Origin of the sequence: Pseudomonas sp. BT76 TE3572, from assembly GCF_050435365.1 — a bacterium.
GTDB classification, from domain to species: domain Bacteria; phylum Pseudomonadota; class Gammaproteobacteria; order Pseudomonadales; family Pseudomonadaceae; genus Aquipseudomonas; species Aquipseudomonas fluorescens_W.
The window spans coordinates 3412117-3427934 of record NZ_JBNDKE010000001.1; the positions used below are offsets into that span (position 1 = coordinate 3412117).

The 15818-nt window shown below is 59.3% G+C and carries 19 protein-coding genes and 1 pseudogene; 15 read left to right on the forward strand and 5 right to left on the reverse strand.

All coding sequences use genetic code 11. The features are described 5' to 3' along the window. Positions 1-33: 33 nt before the first annotated feature. Both ABH912_RS15585 and ABH912_RS15590 read right to left on the reverse strand, forming a co-directional pair. Positions 34-720 carry an LrgB family protein gene (locus tag ABH912_RS15585; protein ID WP_033057889.1) on the reverse strand — a complete coding sequence of 229 codons (687 nt, stop codon included), beginning with the start codon at positions 718-720 and terminating at the stop codon, positions 34-36. Beyond that, entirely contained in the window at positions 710-1096 is a 387-nt protein-coding gene (locus tag ABH912_RS15590) for a CidA/LrgA family protein (protein WP_429511077.1), read from the reverse strand. The genes ABH912_RS15585 and ABH912_RS15590 overlap by 11 nt, the downstream gene beginning before the upstream one ends. Before the next feature lie 96 nt (positions 1097-1192). On the opposite strand from ABH912_RS15590, the gene ABH912_RS15595 reads away from it, so the two are divergent. After that, positions 1193-2089: a LysR family transcriptional regulator gene (locus ABH912_RS15595; RefSeq protein WP_033057896.1), complete on the forward strand. Its 897-nt coding sequence runs from the start codon at positions 1193-1195 to the stop codon at positions 2087-2089. Here ABH912_RS15595 and ABH912_RS15600 read toward each other — a convergent pair. Then, positions 2070-2525, reverse strand: coding sequence for a flavodoxin (locus ABH912_RS15600; protein WP_033057898.1), 456 nt, complete (start codon positions 2523-2525; stop codon positions 2070-2072). The two genes, ABH912_RS15595 and ABH912_RS15600, sit on opposite strands and share 20 nt — an antisense overlap. 154 nt (positions 2526-2679) lie before the next feature. Between ABH912_RS15600 and ABH912_RS15605 the strand changes: the two genes are divergently transcribed. Next, positions 2680-3156 (forward strand): PAS domain-containing protein, encoded by a 477-nt coding sequence (locus ABH912_RS15605; RefSeq protein WP_033057901.1) that lies wholly within the window; start codon positions 2680-2682, stop codon positions 3154-3156. 54 nt (positions 3157-3210) lie between these two features. Further along, positions 3211-3816 carry a hypothetical protein gene (locus tag ABH912_RS15610; protein ID WP_033057904.1) on the forward strand — a complete coding sequence of 202 codons (606 nt, stop codon included), beginning with the start codon at positions 3211-3213 and terminating at the stop codon, positions 3814-3816. A gap of 1 nt (position 3817) precedes the next feature. Here ABH912_RS15610 and ABH912_RS15615 read toward each other — a convergent pair whose 3' ends face one another. Beyond that, complete coding sequence (locus ABH912_RS15615) at positions 3818-4777, reverse strand: MerR family transcriptional regulator (protein WP_033057906.1); 960 nt, start codon at positions 4775-4777, stop codon at positions 3818-3820. Positions 4778-4987: 210 nt separating this feature from the next. Here ABH912_RS15615 and ABH912_RS15620 point away from each other — a divergent pair, with 210 nt between their 5' ends. From ABH912_RS15620 to ABH912_RS15670, 11 genes and pseudogenes are all read left to right on the forward strand, one after another. Beyond that, positions 4988-5557, forward strand: a complete 570-nt coding sequence (locus ABH912_RS15620) for an antibiotic biosynthesis monooxygenase (RefSeq protein WP_033057908.1) — start codon at positions 4988-4990, stop codon at positions 5555-5557. 72 nt (positions 5558-5629) lie between these two features. After that, the gene (gene folM, locus ABH912_RS15625; RefSeq protein ID WP_033057910.1) at positions 5630-6340 is read left to right on the forward strand and encodes a dihydromonapterin reductase; all 711 of its coding nucleotides are present in this window, start codon (positions 5630-5632) and stop codon (positions 6338-6340) included. A gap of 22 nt (positions 6341-6362) precedes the next feature. Continuing rightward, positions 6363-6923, forward strand: coding sequence for a GTP cyclohydrolase I FolE (gene folE, locus ABH912_RS15630; protein WP_033057913.1), 561 nt, complete (start codon positions 6363-6365; stop codon positions 6921-6923). A 2-nt stretch (positions 6924-6925) separates the two neighbouring features. Then, positions 6926-7297 carry a dihydroneopterin triphosphate 2'-epimerase gene (folX, locus tag ABH912_RS15635; protein ID WP_033057916.1) on the forward strand — a complete coding sequence of 124 codons (372 nt, stop codon included), beginning with the start codon at positions 6926-6928 and terminating at the stop codon, positions 7295-7297. 67 nt (positions 7298-7364) lie between these two features. Further along, positions 7365-7661: a DUF1244 domain-containing protein gene (locus ABH912_RS15640; RefSeq protein ID WP_008026968.1), complete on the forward strand. Its 297-nt coding sequence runs from the start codon at positions 7365-7367 to the stop codon at positions 7659-7661. Beyond that, positions 7654-7992, forward strand: a complete 339-nt coding sequence (locus tag ABH912_RS15645) for a HopJ type III effector protein (RefSeq protein ID WP_033057919.1) — start codon at positions 7654-7656, stop codon at positions 7990-7992. Before ABH912_RS15640 ends, ABH912_RS15645 begins: the two co-directional genes overlap by 8 nt. Before the next feature lie 219 nt (positions 7993-8211). After that, positions 8212-9462: a 2-aminoadipate transaminase gene (locus tag ABH912_RS15650; RefSeq protein ID WP_429511078.1), complete on the forward strand. Its 1251-nt coding sequence runs from the start codon at positions 8212-8214 to the stop codon at positions 9460-9462. A gap of 128 nt (positions 9463-9590) precedes the next feature. Next, a pseudogene (locus ABH912_RS15655) lies at positions 9591-10567 on the forward strand (amino acid ABC transporter permease). Between the two features lie 6 nt (positions 10568-10573). After that, positions 10574-11365 carry an amino acid ABC transporter ATP-binding protein gene (locus tag ABH912_RS15660; protein ID WP_429511079.1) on the forward strand — a complete coding sequence of 264 codons (792 nt, stop codon included), beginning with the start codon at positions 10574-10576 and terminating at the stop codon, positions 11363-11365. Positions 11366-11411: 46 nt separating this feature from the next. Further along, a complete protein-coding gene (locus ABH912_RS15665) occupies positions 11412-12245 on the forward strand; it encodes a transporter substrate-binding domain-containing protein (protein WP_429511080.1) in 834 nt (277 codons plus the stop codon). Between the two features lie 66 nt (positions 12246-12311). After that, entirely contained in the window at positions 12312-13595 is a 1284-nt protein-coding gene (locus ABH912_RS15670; RefSeq protein WP_429511081.1) for an NAD(P)/FAD-dependent oxidoreductase, read from the forward strand. Positions 13596-13792: 197 nt separating this feature from the next. On the opposite strand, the gene trxB is transcribed toward ABH912_RS15670, so the two are convergent. Beyond that, entirely contained in the window at positions 13793-14749 is a 957-nt protein-coding gene (trxB, locus tag ABH912_RS15675; protein ID WP_033057935.1) for a thioredoxin-disulfide reductase, read from the reverse strand. A gap of 316 nt (positions 14750-15065) precedes the next feature. Between trxB and cysZ the strand changes: the two genes are divergently transcribed. Next, a complete protein-coding gene (gene cysZ / locus ABH912_RS15680) occupies positions 15066-15818 on the forward strand; it encodes a sulfate transporter CysZ (RefSeq protein ID WP_429511082.1) in 753 nt (250 codons plus the stop codon).

Below are 15818 nucleotides of genomic sequence, written 5' to 3' on the forward strand. Positions count from 1 at the left end.
ACGAGTCAGTACGCGAACGAACGTGGATCCATGTCAAAGTACTGCCGCCAACAAGGGTGCAGCGAACAGATTCAGCAGCCCCGTCAGAACCATGACTAACCCCGCCACCGAGCCCTCTTCACCTCCCACTTCATGTGCTCGACTGACCCCGGCACCGTGCGCGCCGACACCAAACAATGCCCCTCGAGCCAAGGCACTGCGCAAGGGCAACCACTTGAGCAAAATGCCGCCGAGCATCGCCCCGAACACCCCGGTGAACATCACAAACACCGCCGTCAGTTCCGGTACGCCGCCCAGGTCATGAGCCAGTGGCATGGCAAAAGGCGTGGTGATCGAACGCGGCACCAGCGACATCGTCACCGAACTGTCCAGCGCCAGCGCTTTGGCCAGCCCGAACGAACTGCCGATAGACGCCGCGCTGCCCGCCAGCATCCCCAGCAACAACGCCGACCAATGCCGCATCAGCATCTGCCGCTGCTGCCAGATCGGCACTGCAAAAGCGACGGTAACCGGCCCCAGCACCAGCATCAGCCAATGGGTGTTGCTCGAGTATTCGGCATACGCGGTGTGCAGCGGCACAGCGAGCGCCAACAGCAAGGCTGGAACCAGAATCAGTGGCGACAACACATAGCGCCCGGTGCGCCGGTAGATCCAGCGACTGAACAGATAGGCCAGCAGCGTGAAGGCCAGCCAGAACATCGGCATCAGCTCAAGCTTCACGAGACCTCCTCAACCGCACCACCAGTTCCACGGTAAAGGCGGTCACCAGCATCACCATCAGCGTGCTGACGCCGATCACCAGCAGAATTCGCCAACCGTCGCTGCGCAACAGGCCGCCGTAATCGAGCAGGCTCATGAGCGCCGGAATGAAGAACAACAGCATCTCGGCCATCAACAGGCCGGCGCCCATTTGCAGCGCTGCCGGTTTGACCACACCCAAAGCGAACGCCAGCAGCAACAGCACCATGCCGATGACACCACCGGGAATCGGCCAGGCAAAGCACACGGCCATCTGGCACCCGAGCAGGTAGATGGCCAGCAGCACGGCTAATTCGGTCGCCAGTCGAGCCAAGCTTTTCAAGGTTGATGCGTTCATGTCTTCGGTCCTCACAGGTGCTCATTTTACGGAGCGGGCTGCTATACCCGAAGCGAATTGTTAGACTCGAAGCCATTCCAAAATGGAATCAGGCAGATGGAATTCAAACAGCTACGCAGCTTCGTCGAGGTCATACATCAGGGTGGTTTTACTCAAGCCGCCAAGACCTTGCACATCAGTCAATCGGCGGTGAGCAAACAGGTCGCTCAGCTGGAACAGAGCCTGGGTACTGCGTTGCTCGAACGGCAGGGTTCGCAGCTGCGCCTGACCGCCGCCGGCAGCGTGGTCCTGCAACGGGCCGAAGGCATGCTGCGGCTGCGCAACGAACTACTCAGTGAGCTGGATGACTTGAGCCAACTGGCCCGCGGGGAATTGCGTCTGGGTTTGCCGCTACTGGGCAGCGACGCGCTGTTCGCTGGACTGTTCGCCGAGTACCGGCGACGCTACCCGAACATCAGCATTCAATTGCTTGAGGGCGGCAGCCTGAACATCGAACAGGCCGTTTTGAGTGGAGAGCTGGAACTCGGTGGCGGCCTGTTGACGAAGGACCCGCAATTCGCCTTCCAGCCTTTCTGCGATGAACCGCTGGACGCCCTGCTGCCGGCCGATCATCCACTGGCGTCGAAGACTGTGATTGGGCTGGAGGAATTGGCCGACACGCCCTTCTTGCTGTATCAGCGCAGCTTCGTACTCAATGACCGTTTGCTGCAAGCCTGCCAGCAGCTGGGGTTTACGCCGAAGGAAGGCGGTCGCAGCGGTCAGGCTGACTTTCTTGCAGCGCTGGTGGCTGCTGGCCAAGGTGTGGTGCTGTTGCCGCGCGTGGTGGCACGCGGGCTGGTGCGGCCAGGTGTGGTGCGCCTGGCCTTGAACGCACCGAGCTATCTGCGTTGGGATATTGCCTTCATCTGGCGTCAGGGCGCGTACTTGTCAAAAGCCGCGCAAGCCTGGCTCGCCTTGTTGCGCGAACGACCGGTCAGCCCTGCAGAGCGCTGACCAGTTCCGCCAGCCAAGGCTCGGCGTCGGTTTCCGGCGTCACGCTTTCGCTGGCGTCCAGGCGCAGCATGGGCAGGACTTCGCGCAGGCCCAGTTCGCCGAACAATTCGCGCATCAACTCACCGCCGCCGCAAAACGTGTCGCCGTAGCTCGCATCGCCCAGACCAATTACGGCGCCCGGCAAGCCACGCCAGGCCGCAGGCAACTGGTCGCGAATGGCGAAATACAACGGTTGCAGGTTGTCCGGCAACTCGCCCATGCCGGTGGTCGAGGTCACCGCCAGGAAGGCTTCGGGGCCAAAGGCCTGAACATCGGCGAGGCTCGCACGCGGGTTGTGAAAGGTTTCGAAACCTGCGGTTTTCAACATATTAGCGGCGTGGCGGGCGACTTCTTCAGCCGTGCCGTACACCGAGCCGGAAAGGATGGCGACTTTCATCAATCTGATCCTGAAGCTGAGTAAAAAGACGGGGGATATTAACAGCCGTGGCAAAAAAGCCGCGATTGACTCTCAATTAACGCGGATGACCAGTAGAAAGTTTTCAATGTTCTTTTAGAATGCATCTCACTATCAAATTGGAAAGGACTCTCCGATGATTAACGCCCAACTGCTGCAAATGGTGATCAACGCTTCCAACGACGGCATCGTGATTGCCGAAAAGGAGGGCGAGCAGGACAACATCCTGATTTACGTCAACCCGGCATTCGAACGCCTGACGGGTTACACCAGCGAAGAAATCCTCTACCAGGATTGCCGCTTCCTTCAGTCCGGGGACCGCGACCAGGAAGCGCTCCCGTTGATTCGCGAGGCCTTGAGCAGCGGCGGTTCCTGCCGGGAAATCCTCAGGAATTATCGCAAGGACGGCACGCCGTTCTGGAACGAGCTGTCCCTTTCGACGGTGAAAAATCCGGATGACGGACAGACTTATTTCATCGGCGTGCAGAAAGACGTCACTGTTCAGGTCAAGGCGCAGCAGCGAGTCGCACAGTTGGAGGCGCAATTGGCCGAGGTCCAGGCCGAGCTTGCCGCACTAAAAGCGACGAACGGCGAAAACAAAACAAAGAATTGATTGTCATTAACTACAATCACCAGTGACTTTGTAACTTTTTCTGTCGAGCTGATCATGCAACGCGACGCACTCCTGACCCAGGATGAGCTGGATTTTATCCAGACAATGCAACACAACCCGCAACTCAATATGCGGGATGCGACGTCGAGCCTGCTCGTCAATGGTGGTTCGCAGATCCGTGACCTGCTCACGCGCCTTGCCGCTCATGAGCAAGTCACCATCCAGGCCAATTTCGAAAATCAGCAAATGACCTTCCCGCTGCACTTGGTGGAAGACGAGTTTCATGCGCTGCATTTACGCCTCGGCGTCCCCAGCATCTACGAAGACGGACCGATGATCCGGCCATGGCGCCTGGTACTCGAAGAACCGGTAGCGCTGGAGAATGCCAATGGCCAGCCCGGTACGATGTGGGTGCACGAAGTGTCGTTCAAAGGGGTTTTGCTGGAAGTTCGCAACAAGACCAAACCGCCCAAACATTTCGCCTTGTGGTTCAGCCCGTCAGGCTATGAGCGCATCGCGTTGCGCGGCACCTTCGAGAAAGAAACCGGGAGCGGCTTCTTTGCCTATCAGTTGAATCAGGATGACAAGGACGAAACCGAGCGTCTGCGCCAGTACATCCTTCAACAGCATCGGCTGACGCATCCGGCCATGCATCTCTGATTCAAGTGTCCAGGTTGCCTGTCAGGAACTGTTTCAAACGCTGACGCATGACCAATCCTTCGTTACCCAGACATCCAATCGACGATCCAGCCAGGCTTTCCTGCACCAGATCGGACGCATCCCCCGCCAGCATCAACTGACAATCCAGACTCAAGGCCAGGCGCTTCAATCGCCGTGGCAATTCGGACGCAGGCGCGTGATTGGAAACCAGCACCAGCGCCTGGGGCTTGATCCGTTCGCAGACCAGGGCCAACTCGTCGAATGGCTGACCGATAGCCAACACTTGAATAGCCGAATCGACACTGCTCAGAAACAGCGCGGTTATCAGCACTTCGAGTTCACGACACTGATCGTTGAGGGCGCAGACAATCACCCGTCGTGGCTGCAGGACACGCACCAGCAGCAGGCGTTGCAACACTCGGGAGCGCAGAAAGCCATCCAGGAAAAGCCGCTCGCTGGCCTGGCCGAATGCTTCATGGCGCTGCTGCAATTTCTTCCAGAGTGGAAGCAAAATGTCCTGAAACACGACCGTCAGCGGATAACTGGAAAAGATCTGTCCATAGACCTGCTCCAGTTGAACCTCGTCAAAGGCATTCACCACCACCTGAACTTGTTGCTGCCATTGCGTGTAGTCCGCTTGCACGAGCTCATTCGGGATGATGTGCGACAGCGCCTGAAGCGGTGCAATCCTGGCCAGGATCTTGCCGACTTTACTGACAGCAACGCCGCGTTCGATCCAGCCAAGGATGCTGCGGACACGACCGATATCGGTCATCGAATACAGTCTGTGCCCACTGTCGGTGCGCGCGGGCTGTATCAGCCCATAGCGGCGTTCCCATGCACGTAGCGTGACCGGGTTGACCCCGGTCAGGCGCGCCACTTCGCGTATCGGAAACAGTTCTTCCTGCTCGAGTGGAAGACCGGGTTGCAATCCAGGGAGAGCGTCAGTCAGGACAGGCATTTGATAATTCTACGTCCATGTATAAATTGGATCCCATTCTACCCCCCCTGCCCCCATACCCTTCAAGACGTTGATGGCGACGAATATCACAGACGCACCCGACAGAATCAGGAATAATCCTTGCTTGTTCCAAGACGCAGCCCACTACCCGGCGCTGCGCCTGGCGAAACTCCTATCCGGAGCGACGCGATTGTCATATGGAGATACACAATGTCTACCTCACCCGTCACGCTGATGGTTGCGCGCCGCGTCGCCGATGGGCGTTATCAAGACCTGATCGCCTGGTTGCACGAAGGCGAACAACTGGCCACCGATTTTCCCGGCTACCTCGGTTCTGGCGTGCTCGCTCCGCCGCCCGACGATGACGAATTCCAGATTATTTTCCGCTTTGCCGACGAGCAGACTTTGCACGCCTGGGAGCATTCCGTCTCGCGCACCGCATGGCTGGCACGCGGCAGTGACTTGTTTGCCCATCCAATGGAACATCGTGTCAGTGGCATCGAAGGCTGGTTCGGCGCGGCCGGCCAGCGCCCACCACGCTGGAAACAGGCCGTGGCGATCTGGTTGGCATTCTTTCCGGTTTCCCTGCTGTTCAACGTTGTCCTCGGGCCGTTGCTGAACGACATGGGGCTGCTGAGTCGGGTGTTCATCAGCACCTTGTGCCTGACCCCGCTGATGGTCTACTTCTTCATTCCGCTGTCGACCCGCCTGCTGGCCAGCTGGCTGAACACCACGCCGCAACGGCCGTTGCCCGCCGAGCCTTCAACGCAGAATCGCTAGGCCTGCTGCCACAATAGGTGTACGCCTCTCGTCGCTGGTATAGTTTTGCTCTTACCGCGACGCGAGCCGTTCATGACCTCTTTCGTAGCCCCAATCCTCATCACCGGTGCCGGCCAACGTGTCGGCCTGCACTGTGCGCAGCGTTTGCTCGAGGATGGCCAGCCGGTGATCTTCAGCTACCGCAGCGAACGCCCCGGCGTGCAAGTTCTGCGCGACCTGGGGGCGACCGCGGTGTTTGCCGACTTCTCCACGGAAGCCGGAATCTTCGCGTTCATCAGCGAACTGAAAAACCACACCGACAGCCTGCGGGCGATTGTCCATAACGCCTCCGAATGGCTGGCCGAAACCCCGGACACCGACGCCGCAGCCTTCACCCGCATGTTCAACGTCCACATGCTGGCGCCCTACCTGATCAATCTGCATTGTGTCGACTTGCTGCAACGCTCAAGCCCCGCCGACATCGTGCACATCAGCGACGACGTGACCCGCAGGGGCAGCAGCAAACACATTGGCTACTGCGCCAGCAAAGCCGGGCTCGACAGCCTCACCCTGTCCTTCGCCGCGAAATACGCGCCGACAATCAAGGTCAACGGTATCGCGCCAGCCCTGCTAATGTTCAATCCCGACGACGACGCGGCGTACCGCGCCAAGGCACTGGCCAAGTCCGCGCTGGGTATCGAACCCGGCTGCGAAGTGATCTACCAGAGCCTGCGTTATTTGCTCGACAACCCTTATGTCACCGGCACGACCCTGACCGTCAACGGCGGACGGCACATCAAATAAGCGGCCCCCGCGAGGATGTTCCATGACGTTATCCCTGTCCCAGAGCTATCGCGATATCCTCATCGGCCTCGGTGAAAACCCCGACCGCGAGGGTTTGCAAGACACCCCGGTTCGCGCGGCAAAAGCCATGCAGTACCTCTGCCATGGTTATGAGCAAAGTGTCGAAGAGATCGTCAACGGCGCGCTCTTCGCTTCCGACAACGATGAAATGATCATCGTCGACAACATCGAGCTGTACTCGCTCTGCGAACATCACATGCTGCCCTTCATCGGCAAGGCGCATGTGGCTTATATTCCAACGGGCAAGGTGCTGGGCCTGTCGAAGATTGCACGACTGGTGGACATGTTCGCCCGTCGCCTGCAAATCCAGGAAAACCTCACCCGGCAAATCGCCGACGCGGTGCAGCAAGTGACCGGTGCGGCGGGCGTCGCGGTGGTCATCGAAGCCAAGCACATGTGCATGATGATGCGCGGCGTCGAGAAACAGAATTCGACCATGAACACCTCGGTGATGCTCGGCGCCTTCCGCGAGTCGAGCAACACCCGCCAGGAGTTCCTGCAATTGATTGGACGGAGCAAGTAGCAATGCCACAACTTCAACCAGGAACGGCACGCATCCGGGTCAAGGACCTGCGCCTGCGGACCTTCATCGGGATCAACGAGGATGAAATCCTCAACAAGCAGGATGTGCTGATCAACCTGACCATCCTGTATGCCGCTCAGGAAGCGGTGCGTGACAACGACATCGATCACGCGCTGAACTACCGCACCATCACCAAGGCGATCATCGCCCACGTGGAAGGCAATCGCTTCGCCCTGCTCGAACGCCTGACCCAGGAAATTCTCGATCTGGTCATGGTCAACGAGTCGGTGTTGTACGCCGAGGTCGAAGTCGACAAGCCCCACGCCCTGCGATTCGCCGAGTCGGTGTCGATTACCCTGGCCGCGAGCCGCTGACCGCGTCTGGCGCATTGTTCGTCAGACTTTTATCATCCGCGCACGATTTGATTGCACAGAGCCCGCCATGACCGATCAACAACGCCTGGAACTCGAAGCCGCCGCCTTTCGCCGGCTGGTCGCCCACCTGGACAGCCGCAAGGATGTGCAGAACATCGACCTGATGAACCTCTCCGGTTTCTGCCGCAACTGCTTGTCCAAGTGGTACAAGGCCGCTGCCGACGAACGCCAGATCGAGGTCAGCCTCGATGACGCCCGCGAAGTGGTTTACGGCATGCCGTACGCAGAGTGGAAAGCCCAATACCAGCAAGAAGCCAGCGCCGAACAACAAGCGGCGTTCGCCAAAGGAAAACCCAATGAGTGATTTGAACACCCTGCGCGCCAGCCTCAAGAGCGGCGAACACGTTTTTGCCGACACCCTGGCCTTCATCGCCGCCGGCTACGACTATCAGCCGCAGGCTTTCAACAATGGCGGTGTGGAAAACGCCGCTGGGCAGAACGAAGGCTCGTGCAAGACCCTGGGTCTGGCGCTGCTGGAAGGCTTGAGCGATGAAGAAGCGCTGCTGGCGTTCGGCGAGCATTACCGCTCGGTGGTGGCGACGCCTGAGGGCAGCGATCACGGCAATATCCGTGCGTTGATTGCTCATGGATTGGCCGGTGTGAAGTTCTCGCAGCAACCCCTGACCCGTCGCTGATTCAACATCAAAAGATCGCAGCCTCGTTTCACTCGACAGCTGCTGCAGAGATCGTATTTCCCTGTAGCAGCTGTCGAGTGAAACGAGGCTGCGATCTTTTGCGATTTCACCGTACATCCCGACTTTTAAGATTGACCCGGCAACTTTATTTCGTTTGCCGGGCACCGCTGCTCACGGCTTAGATAAAAAGAAGCATCCCTTCTTCAGAGTCGGTCATCCATGAGCAGCGAAACCATCAGCCAGTCGATCAACATCGTTCATCCCGTCACGCTCAGCCACGGCAAAAATGCCGAGGTCTGGGACACCGATGGCAAACGCTACATCGACTTCGTCGGCGGCATCGGTGTACTCAACCTCGGCCATTGCAATCCACGCATCGTCGAGGCCATTCGCGAACAAGCCACCCGACTGACGCACTACGCGTTCAACGCCGCCCCGCATGTGCCTTACCTCGAACTGATGGATCGCCTGACGGCGTTCATTCCTGTGGACTACGCTGTCAGTGGCATGCTCACCAACAGCGGCGCAGAAGCGGCGGAAAACGCCCTGAAGATCGTCCGTGGCGCCACCGGTCGCACGGCCGTCATCGCCTTCGACGGCGCCTTCCATGGCCGCACCCTCGCCACACTCAACCTCAACGGCAAAGTCGCGCCTTACAAACAGAAGGTCGGTGTGCTGCCCGGTCCGGTGTTTCACTTGCCATACCCGAGCAAGGACAACGGCGTGACCTGCGCCGAGGCCCTGAAAGCCATGGACCGGCTGTTCAGCGTCGAAATCGATGTCGAAGACGTGGCGTGTTTCATCGTCGAACCGGTGCAGGGCGAAGCGGGCTTCCTGGCAATGGACGTGGAGTTCGCCCAGGCGCTACGTCGTTTCTGTGACGAAAAAAACATCCTGCTGATCGCTGATGAAATCCAGTCCGGCTTCGGTCGCACCGGCCAGCGCTTTGCATTTTCGCGACTGGGCATTGAGCCGGACCTGATCCTGCTGGGCAAAAGCATCGCCGGCGGTGTGCCGCTGGGTGCGGTGGTCGGGCGCAAGTCGCTGCTCGACACCTTGCCCAAGGGCGGACTGGGCGGCACCTATTCGGGCAACCCGATTGCCTGCGCCGCAGCACTGGCAACCCTGGACGAGATGACCGATGCGAACCTGCACGCCTGGGGCTCGCAACAGGAAGAAGCCATCGTCAGCCGCTACGAGGCCTGGTGCGCCAACAAGCCTTCCCCGTTTCTGGGCCGCTTGACCGGCGTTGGCGCGATGCGCGGCATCGAGCTGACCAATGCCGACGGCACACCGGCCTCGGCGCAATTGACGCAGCTGCTGGCACTGGCACGAGACGCCGGTTTGCTGCTGATGCCCAGCGGCAAGTCGCGCCACATCATTCGACTGCTGGCCCCGTTGACCACCGAAGCGGCGGTGCTGGAGGAAGGGCTGGATATCCTCGAGACGTGCCTGGCGAAACTGTCCTGACAGCAACGTGAGTTCCGGGACTGACGTAGCGAATTATGTTCGCTTGTTGTCCCGGAATCGTCGTCGCAATACTGACCAAAGACCCTTTTACCTAGCGAGAACATCACCACCTACAAGCTGAGGCAGACATGTATCACGACAATATAATTTATAAGAAAAAGTCCAACGATCCTCAGTTCCTGCTCGGCGTAGCCGTGGTGTTGTTCCTCGGCTCCTACCTGATGAACCTGGGCAACAGCGCCCTCAGCCATTTTCTGCAACCGCTGCTGGGCAATGCTCCAGACAGCCTTACCGCTCGCAACATCGCCATCGGCCTGGGCATCGCCGCACTCGGAACGCTGAACTTCCATGTCCTGGGACGCTTGAAGTTCAAGGTGCAGACCACCGTGGTGTGGATCGAGCTGCTGATCCTGTTCCTGGCGTTCTTCGACACCTTCGACCTCTCCTACAGCTTCATCCTCGACAAGATTGGCTTCCTGATCATTCAGGGTGCCGCTACCACGTTGTACATCTCCGCCATCGCCATTGTGCTTGCCTTTGTGCTGGCACTGATCGGCGCGGTGGCCAAGCTGTCGAACAACGGCCTGGCCAATGCCCTCGCCTCGTTCTACACCTCGTTCTTTCGCGGCGTTCCGCTGTTGATCCAGATCTACCTGATTTATCTCGGCCTGCCGCAACTGGGCTACGTGGTCGATGCGGTGCCGGCGGGCATCCTCGCGTTGTCGCTGTGTTACGGCGCCTACATGACTGAAATTTTCCGTGCGGGCATCCAGAGCATCCCGGTCGGCCAGTGGGAAGCTTCCCGGGCATTGAACATCAGCCCGTTCAAAACCCTGAGCCGGGTCATCATGCCGCAGGCCTTGCGCGTGATCATTCCACCGACCGGCAACCAGTTCATCGCCATGCTCAAGGACAGTTCGCTGGTGTCGGGGTGATCGGCGTCTGGGAACTGATGTACCTGGCCAAGACCCAGGGTCGCGCGGACTTCCGCCACCTGGAAATGCTGATCACCGCCGCGATGATTTACTGGGCCCTGTCATTCATTCTGGAACGGGTGCAGGCGCGAATCGAAAAACGGGTCAACCGATCCGTGGCAAGGGGTTGATGCGTGATGACTCGAACCAATACCGCTGAGCAACTCGACCTGGCGCCTGCTGCGCAGGTCGGTCCTTCGATGATTTCCATCTCCGGCCTGAACAAGTGGTACGGCAATTTTCACGCACTGCGCGACGTCGACCTGAACGTCGCCACCGGCGAAATCCTCGTAGTGTGCGGGCCGTCGGGCTCGGGCAAGTCGACGATGATTCGCTGCATCAACCATCTGGAAAATTTCCAGCAAGGCCACATTCAGGTCAACGGCATATCCCTCACCAGCGAAGCGGAAAGTGTCAGCGCCGTGCGCAGTGAAATCGGCATGGTGTTCCAGAGTTTCAACCTGTTCCCGCACTTGAGCGTGATGGACAACCTGACGTTGGCCCCGCAACTGGTGCAGGGCGTGTCATCTGCCGAGGCGAAGAAACGCGCGCAGGTTTACCTGGAACGTGTGCGGATTGCCGAGCACGCGCACAAATACCCGTCACAACTGTCAGGTGGCCAACAGCAGCGCGTGGCGATTGCCCGGGCGCTGTGCATGAACCCCAAAGTGATGCTGTTCGATGAACCGACCTCGGCGCTGGACCCGGAAATGGTCCACGAAGTGCTGGACGTGATGGGCGAACTGGCCACCGACGGCATGACCATGATTTGCGTGACCCACGAGATGGGTTTTGCCAGCAAGGTCGCCGACCGCGTGCTGTTCATGGACCAGGGCCAGGTCATCGAACAAGCCACCCCTTCCGAGTTTTTCAACAACCCGAAGACCGAACGCGCGCAGAAATTCCTGTCGCAGATCATCGGTCACTGAGAAGCGCTTTACCCCCGCATAACAATAACGAGAAGTGGAGATGGACATGCTCAGTAAAAAACCCGCAATCACCCTCGCAGCTGCCTTGTCACTGTTGTTCGTCGGCGCTGCGAACGCCGGAGCCGTGCTGGACAAGATCGAGAGCAGCAAGACGTTGACCGTCGCCACCTCGGCGACCTGGCCCCCGCAAGGATTCATCAACGACAAGAATCAAATCGACGGTTTTGATATCGACGTGTCCAAGGAGATCGCCAAGCGTCTCGGCGTCGAAGCCAAATTCATCACCCCCGACTGGGATGTGATCACCGCCGGCAAGTGGAACGGGCGCTGGGACGTGTCTGTCGGGTCGATGACCGCGACGAAAAGTCGTGCGCGGATTCTCGATTTCCCCGGGACTTATTACTACGTGCCCTACGTATTCGCGGTGCACAACAAATCCACGGTCACCGATCACAAAGCGCTGAATGGCAAAACCATCGGCGTCGAAGGCGGCACGACGTCCGAGGACTATTTCAGTCAGGCGCTGGCGATCGAAACCACTGACGTGCCACCCGTGGTCTACGACGTGAAAACCGAAAAAATGAAGACCTACGCCGGCTCCGTCGGACCGCTGGACGATCTGCGCCTGGGCGACGGTACCCGACTGGATGCCATCCTCACGCAACGCAGCACGCTGGATGCCGCCGTCAAGAAGGGTTATCCGCTACGCGCCGTCGACACCAATGTGGTGTTTTACGAACCGCTGGCCGTTGCCACCGACAAGGGGGACGCGCAGCTGAACGCCAAATTGAGTGAAATCATCGGCCAGATGCACAAGGACGGCACGCTGACCAAGCTGTCGGACAAGTGGTACGGCGTGGACTACTCGACCATCAAATAACCACCGCCCTCCCTGTGGGAGCAAGCCCGCTCCCACACTTGATCTGGCATTTCCCAAGGATCGACCATGTCCTTCCCCAACACCTGGTATTCCCAAACCTCGCTGCCCCGCGCGGCCAGGACCGAACTGAACACTGACCAAACTTGCGACGTCTGCATCATCGGCGCAGGGATCGCGGGCCTTACTGCTGCCCTGGAACTGACCCGGCGCGGCAAACGCGTGATCATCCTCGAAGCCCAGCAAGTCGCCTGGGGCGCGTCCGGCCGCAACGGCGGCGTGGTCTCGCCGGGCTGGGCTGAAGGGTCGGGAGCGATCCGCAAGAAACTGGGGCTGGAACACGCCAAGGCGCTGTTCCAGATGTCAGTCGAAGGCGTGGAGATTGTCCGCCGCAACATCAACGAACTGGCCCTGAGCGGCTGCGTACCGTCTGCCGGCACGATCCGGGTCAAGCGCTACGACGACAGCGCTGGCGTGAAAAACCACATCGACTCCATGCGCCGTGACTTCGGTTACGAACTCAACTTCCTCGACACCGTTCAGGTGCGGGAACGGGCGCACACCCTGCGTTATTTCCAGGGTGTCGAAGACCCGAACGCCCTGCATTTTCATCCGTTGAATTATTGCCTGGGCCTGACCCTCGCCATCGAAGCGGCCGGAGGGCAGATTTTCGAACACTCAAAAATGCTCGCCTGGCGTCGTGAAGGGGCCGACAAAATCGTCCAGACCGCTCACGGCAGCGTGCGCTGCCAAGACCTGGTGTTTTGCGCCGGGGGTTACGGCGGCCCGGAGTTGCAAAAGCTCAGCCGCGCCTACCTGCCCATCGCAACCTATGTGGTGCTGACCGAGCACCTGGGCGACTCGATCAAAAACGTCCTCGACTCCGGCGCCGCGTTCTCCGACGACCGCCGCGCCTCGGACTACTACCGCGTGGTCGAAGGCGACCGCCTGCTCTGGGGCGGACGCATCACCACCCGCAACGAACAGAACGAAAAGGCCCTCGCCGCCATGCTCAAGGCCGACATGGTATCGGTCTACCCACAACTGGCCCCGGTCAAAATCGAATTGGCCTGGTCCGGCCTGATGGGTTACTCCACCAATAAGATGCCCAACCTGGGATTGCTGGAACCGGGCGTCTGGGCCTGCACCTCGTTTGGTGGCCATGGCTTGAACACTGGCTCGATTGGCGGCAGGGTCATCGCCGAAGCGGTGTGCGGGGAAAGTGCGCGTTATCAGCTGTTCAAACCGTACCTGCTGGACTGGAATGGAGGACCGTTTGGACGGGTTGCCGCTAATGCCATCTATCAATCGTTGAAGGTGATGGACTTCGTCCAGGAACGGTTTCGCGGTTGATCGATTTTTTTGGCCAACACAACAACCCTGTAGGAGCGAGCCTGCTCGCGAAAGCAATTTATCATTCAACATTGATGTCGACTGATACACCGCTTTCGCGAGCAGGCTCGCTCCCACAGAGGTTTGTGATCAGGCAATAAATCGCAAGCACAAAAAAACCGGCCGAAGCCGGTTTCTTAGTTTCTACAGAATCAGAATCAAGCGTTCTGCAGGTCGTCGAGGTAGCGCTCGGCGTCCAGTGCCGCCATGCAGCCAGCGCCGGCCGAAGTGATGGCCTGACGGTAAACGTGGTCGGCCACGTCACCGGCAGCAAAGATACCTTCGAGGCTGGTGGCAGTGGCGTTGCCGTCACGGCCGCCCTGCACAACCAGGTAGCCGTCTTTCAACGTCAGCTGACCTTCGAACAGCGAAGTGTTCGGGGTGTGGCCGATGGCGATGAACACGCCGTCGACTGTCAGCTCATCGAAGCTGCCGTCGTTGTTCTTCAGACGGGCACCGGTCACGCCCATGTTGTCGCCCAGGACTTCGTCCAGCGTCGAGTTCAGCTTCAGCTCGATTTTGCCTTCGGCAACCCGGGCATTCAGCTTGTCGATCAGGATCTTCTCGGCGCGGAAGGTTTCGCGACGGTGGATCAAGGTCACCTTGCTGGCGATGTTGGCCAGGTACAGCGCCTCTTCAACAGCGGTGTTGCCGCCACCGACGACAGCCACTGGCTTGTTGCGGTAGAAGAAACCGTCGCAGGTCGCGCAGGCCGAAACGCCTTTGCCCATGAACGCTTCTTCCGACGGCAGGCCCAGGTAACGCGCGCTGGCACCGGTGGCGATGATCAGGGCATCGCAGGTGTAGGTCGCGCTGTCGCCGGTCAGGGTGTACGGCTTGGCAGCGAAGTCCACGGCATTGATGTGATCGAAGACGATTTCGGTTTCAAAGCGCTCGGCGTGCTCTTTCATGCGGTCCATCAGCGCCGGGCCGGTCAGGCCGTGGACGTCGCCAGGCCAGTTATCGACTTCGGTGGTGGTGGTCAGTTGACCGCCGGCTTGCATGCCGGTGATCAGCAGTGGCTTGAGGTTGGCACGGGCGGCATAGACCGCGGCGCTGTAACCGGCAGGGCCGGAACCGAGAATAATCACTCGCGAATGACGGACTTCAGACATGACCTGCTCCTGTTGACCGGCCCGAAATATCTGGCACGGAACGCCGGGTTGCCGGCGGGAATAAAAAAGGACCGTTGAAAGCACTTGGGGAAGGCTTGAGCTCGACAGTCCTGTAAAAAGTATGGGGTGCAGCGTATCGAGGGGGCGAAGATTAAGGAAATACGGTTTAACAATCCAGCTCATAGGCGGTCTCTATCCCATCGCGAACGATGCATAGACGCCTTTGTTACAGTTAATGTCGATGCTGCTACCGCGCTTTCACCTGTCAGACAAAGCCGGTAAGGTCGGCGCGTTTCCCCTTTGCTCGGAGCACGTTATGCCCGCCCCTGTTCTGTCCGGCCCGCAATACCTGCGCGAAGGCCTCAAGCTGGTCCTGAGCCCAAGCCTGCGTTTGTTTGTGCTGTTGCCGCTGATGATCAACCTGGTGCTGTTCGTCGGATTGATCTACCTGGCCAGCCATCAATTCAGCCTGTGGGTCGATACGTTGATGCCGTCCCTGCCCGACTGGCTGAGTTTTCTCAGTTATGTGCTCTGGCCGTTGTTCGTGGTGCTGGTGGTGTTGATGGTGTTCTTCACCTTCACCATGCTGGCCAACGTCATCGCTGCACCCTTCAACGGCTTCCTCGCGGAAAAAGTCGAAGTCGTGGTGCGCGGCACCGATGACTTCCCGTCCTTCAGCTGGGGCGAGCTGATCGCCATGATCCCCCGCACCCTGGCCCGGGAAATGCGCAAGCTCGGCTACTTCCTGCCGCGTGCCATCGGGTTGTTCATCCTCTCGTTCATTCCGGTGGTTAACATCATCGCGGCGCCTCTGTGGCTGCTGTTCGGGGTGTGGATGATGGCGATCCAGTACATCGACTACCCGGCGGACAACCACAAACTCGGCTGGAACGAGATGATCGCCTGGCTGCGCGAGAAGCGCTGGCAGAGCATGAGTTTCGGCGGCAGTGTTTATCTGGTGCTGCTGATTCCGGTGGTCAACATCCTGATGATGCCGGCCGCCGTGGCGGGTGCGACCCTGTTCTGGGTGCGTGAACGCGGCGCGGAAAACCTGGTAGCCCAGCGCTGA

What these genes read in the sequence shown, in the direction of transcription:
- ABH912_RS15590 (WP_429511077.1), bottom strand. Translation starts at nt 1,096, where the DNA reads ATGAACGCATCAACCTTGAAAAGCTTGGCTCGACTGGCGACCGAATTA.
- ABH912_RS15595 (WP_033057896.1), top strand. Translation starts at nt 1,193, where the DNA reads ATGGAATTCAAACAGCTACGCAGCTTCGTCGAGGTCATACATCAGGGT.
- ABH912_RS15600 (WP_033057898.1), bottom strand. Translation starts at nt 2,525, where the DNA reads ATGAAAGTCGCCATCCTTTCCGGCTCGGTGTACGGCACGGCTGAAGAA.
- ABH912_RS15605 (WP_033057901.1), top strand. Translation starts at nt 2,680, where the DNA reads ATGATTAACGCCCAACTGCTGCAAATGGTGATCAACGCTTCCAACGAC.
- ABH912_RS15610 (WP_033057904.1), top strand. Translation starts at nt 3,211, where the DNA reads ATGCAACGCGACGCACTCCTGACCCAGGATGAGCTGGATTTTATCCAG.
- ABH912_RS15615 (WP_033057906.1), bottom strand. Translation starts at nt 4,777, where the DNA reads ATGCCTGTCCTGACTGACGCTCTCCCTGGATTGCAACCCGGTCTTCCA.
- ABH912_RS15620 (WP_033057908.1), top strand. Translation starts at nt 4,988, where the DNA reads ATGTCTACCTCACCCGTCACGCTGATGGTTGCGCGCCGCGTCGCCGAT.
- folM (WP_033057910.1), top strand. Translation starts at nt 5,630, where the DNA reads ATGACCTCTTTCGTAGCCCCAATCCTCATCACCGGTGCCGGCCAACGT.
- folE (WP_033057913.1), top strand. Translation starts at nt 6,363, where the DNA reads ATGACGTTATCCCTGTCCCAGAGCTATCGCGATATCCTCATCGGCCTC.
- folX (WP_033057916.1), top strand. Translation starts at nt 6,926, where the DNA reads ATGCCACAACTTCAACCAGGAACGGCACGCATCCGGGTCAAGGACCTG.
- ABH912_RS15640 (WP_008026968.1), top strand. Translation starts at nt 7,365, where the DNA reads ATGACCGATCAACAACGCCTGGAACTCGAAGCCGCCGCCTTTCGCCGG.
- ABH912_RS15645 (WP_033057919.1), top strand. Translation starts at nt 7,654, where the DNA reads ATGAGTGATTTGAACACCCTGCGCGCCAGCCTCAAGAGCGGCGAACAC.
- ABH912_RS15650 (WP_429511078.1), top strand. Translation starts at nt 8,212, where the DNA reads ATGAGCAGCGAAACCATCAGCCAGTCGATCAACATCGTTCATCCCGTC.
- ABH912_RS15660 (WP_429511079.1), top strand. Translation starts at nt 10,574, where the DNA reads ATGACTCGAACCAATACCGCTGAGCAACTCGACCTGGCGCCTGCTGCG.
- ABH912_RS15665 (WP_429511080.1), top strand. Translation starts at nt 11,412, where the DNA reads ATGCTCAGTAAAAAACCCGCAATCACCCTCGCAGCTGCCTTGTCACTG.
- ABH912_RS15670 (WP_429511081.1), top strand. Translation starts at nt 12,312, where the DNA reads ATGTCCTTCCCCAACACCTGGTATTCCCAAACCTCGCTGCCCCGCGCG.
- trxB (WP_033057935.1), bottom strand. Translation starts at nt 14,749, where the DNA reads ATGTCTGAAGTCCGTCATTCGCGAGTGATTATTCTCGGTTCCGGCCCT.
- cysZ (WP_429511082.1), top strand. Translation starts at nt 15,066, where the DNA reads ATGCCCGCCCCTGTTCTGTCCGGCCCGCAATACCTGCGCGAAGGCCTC.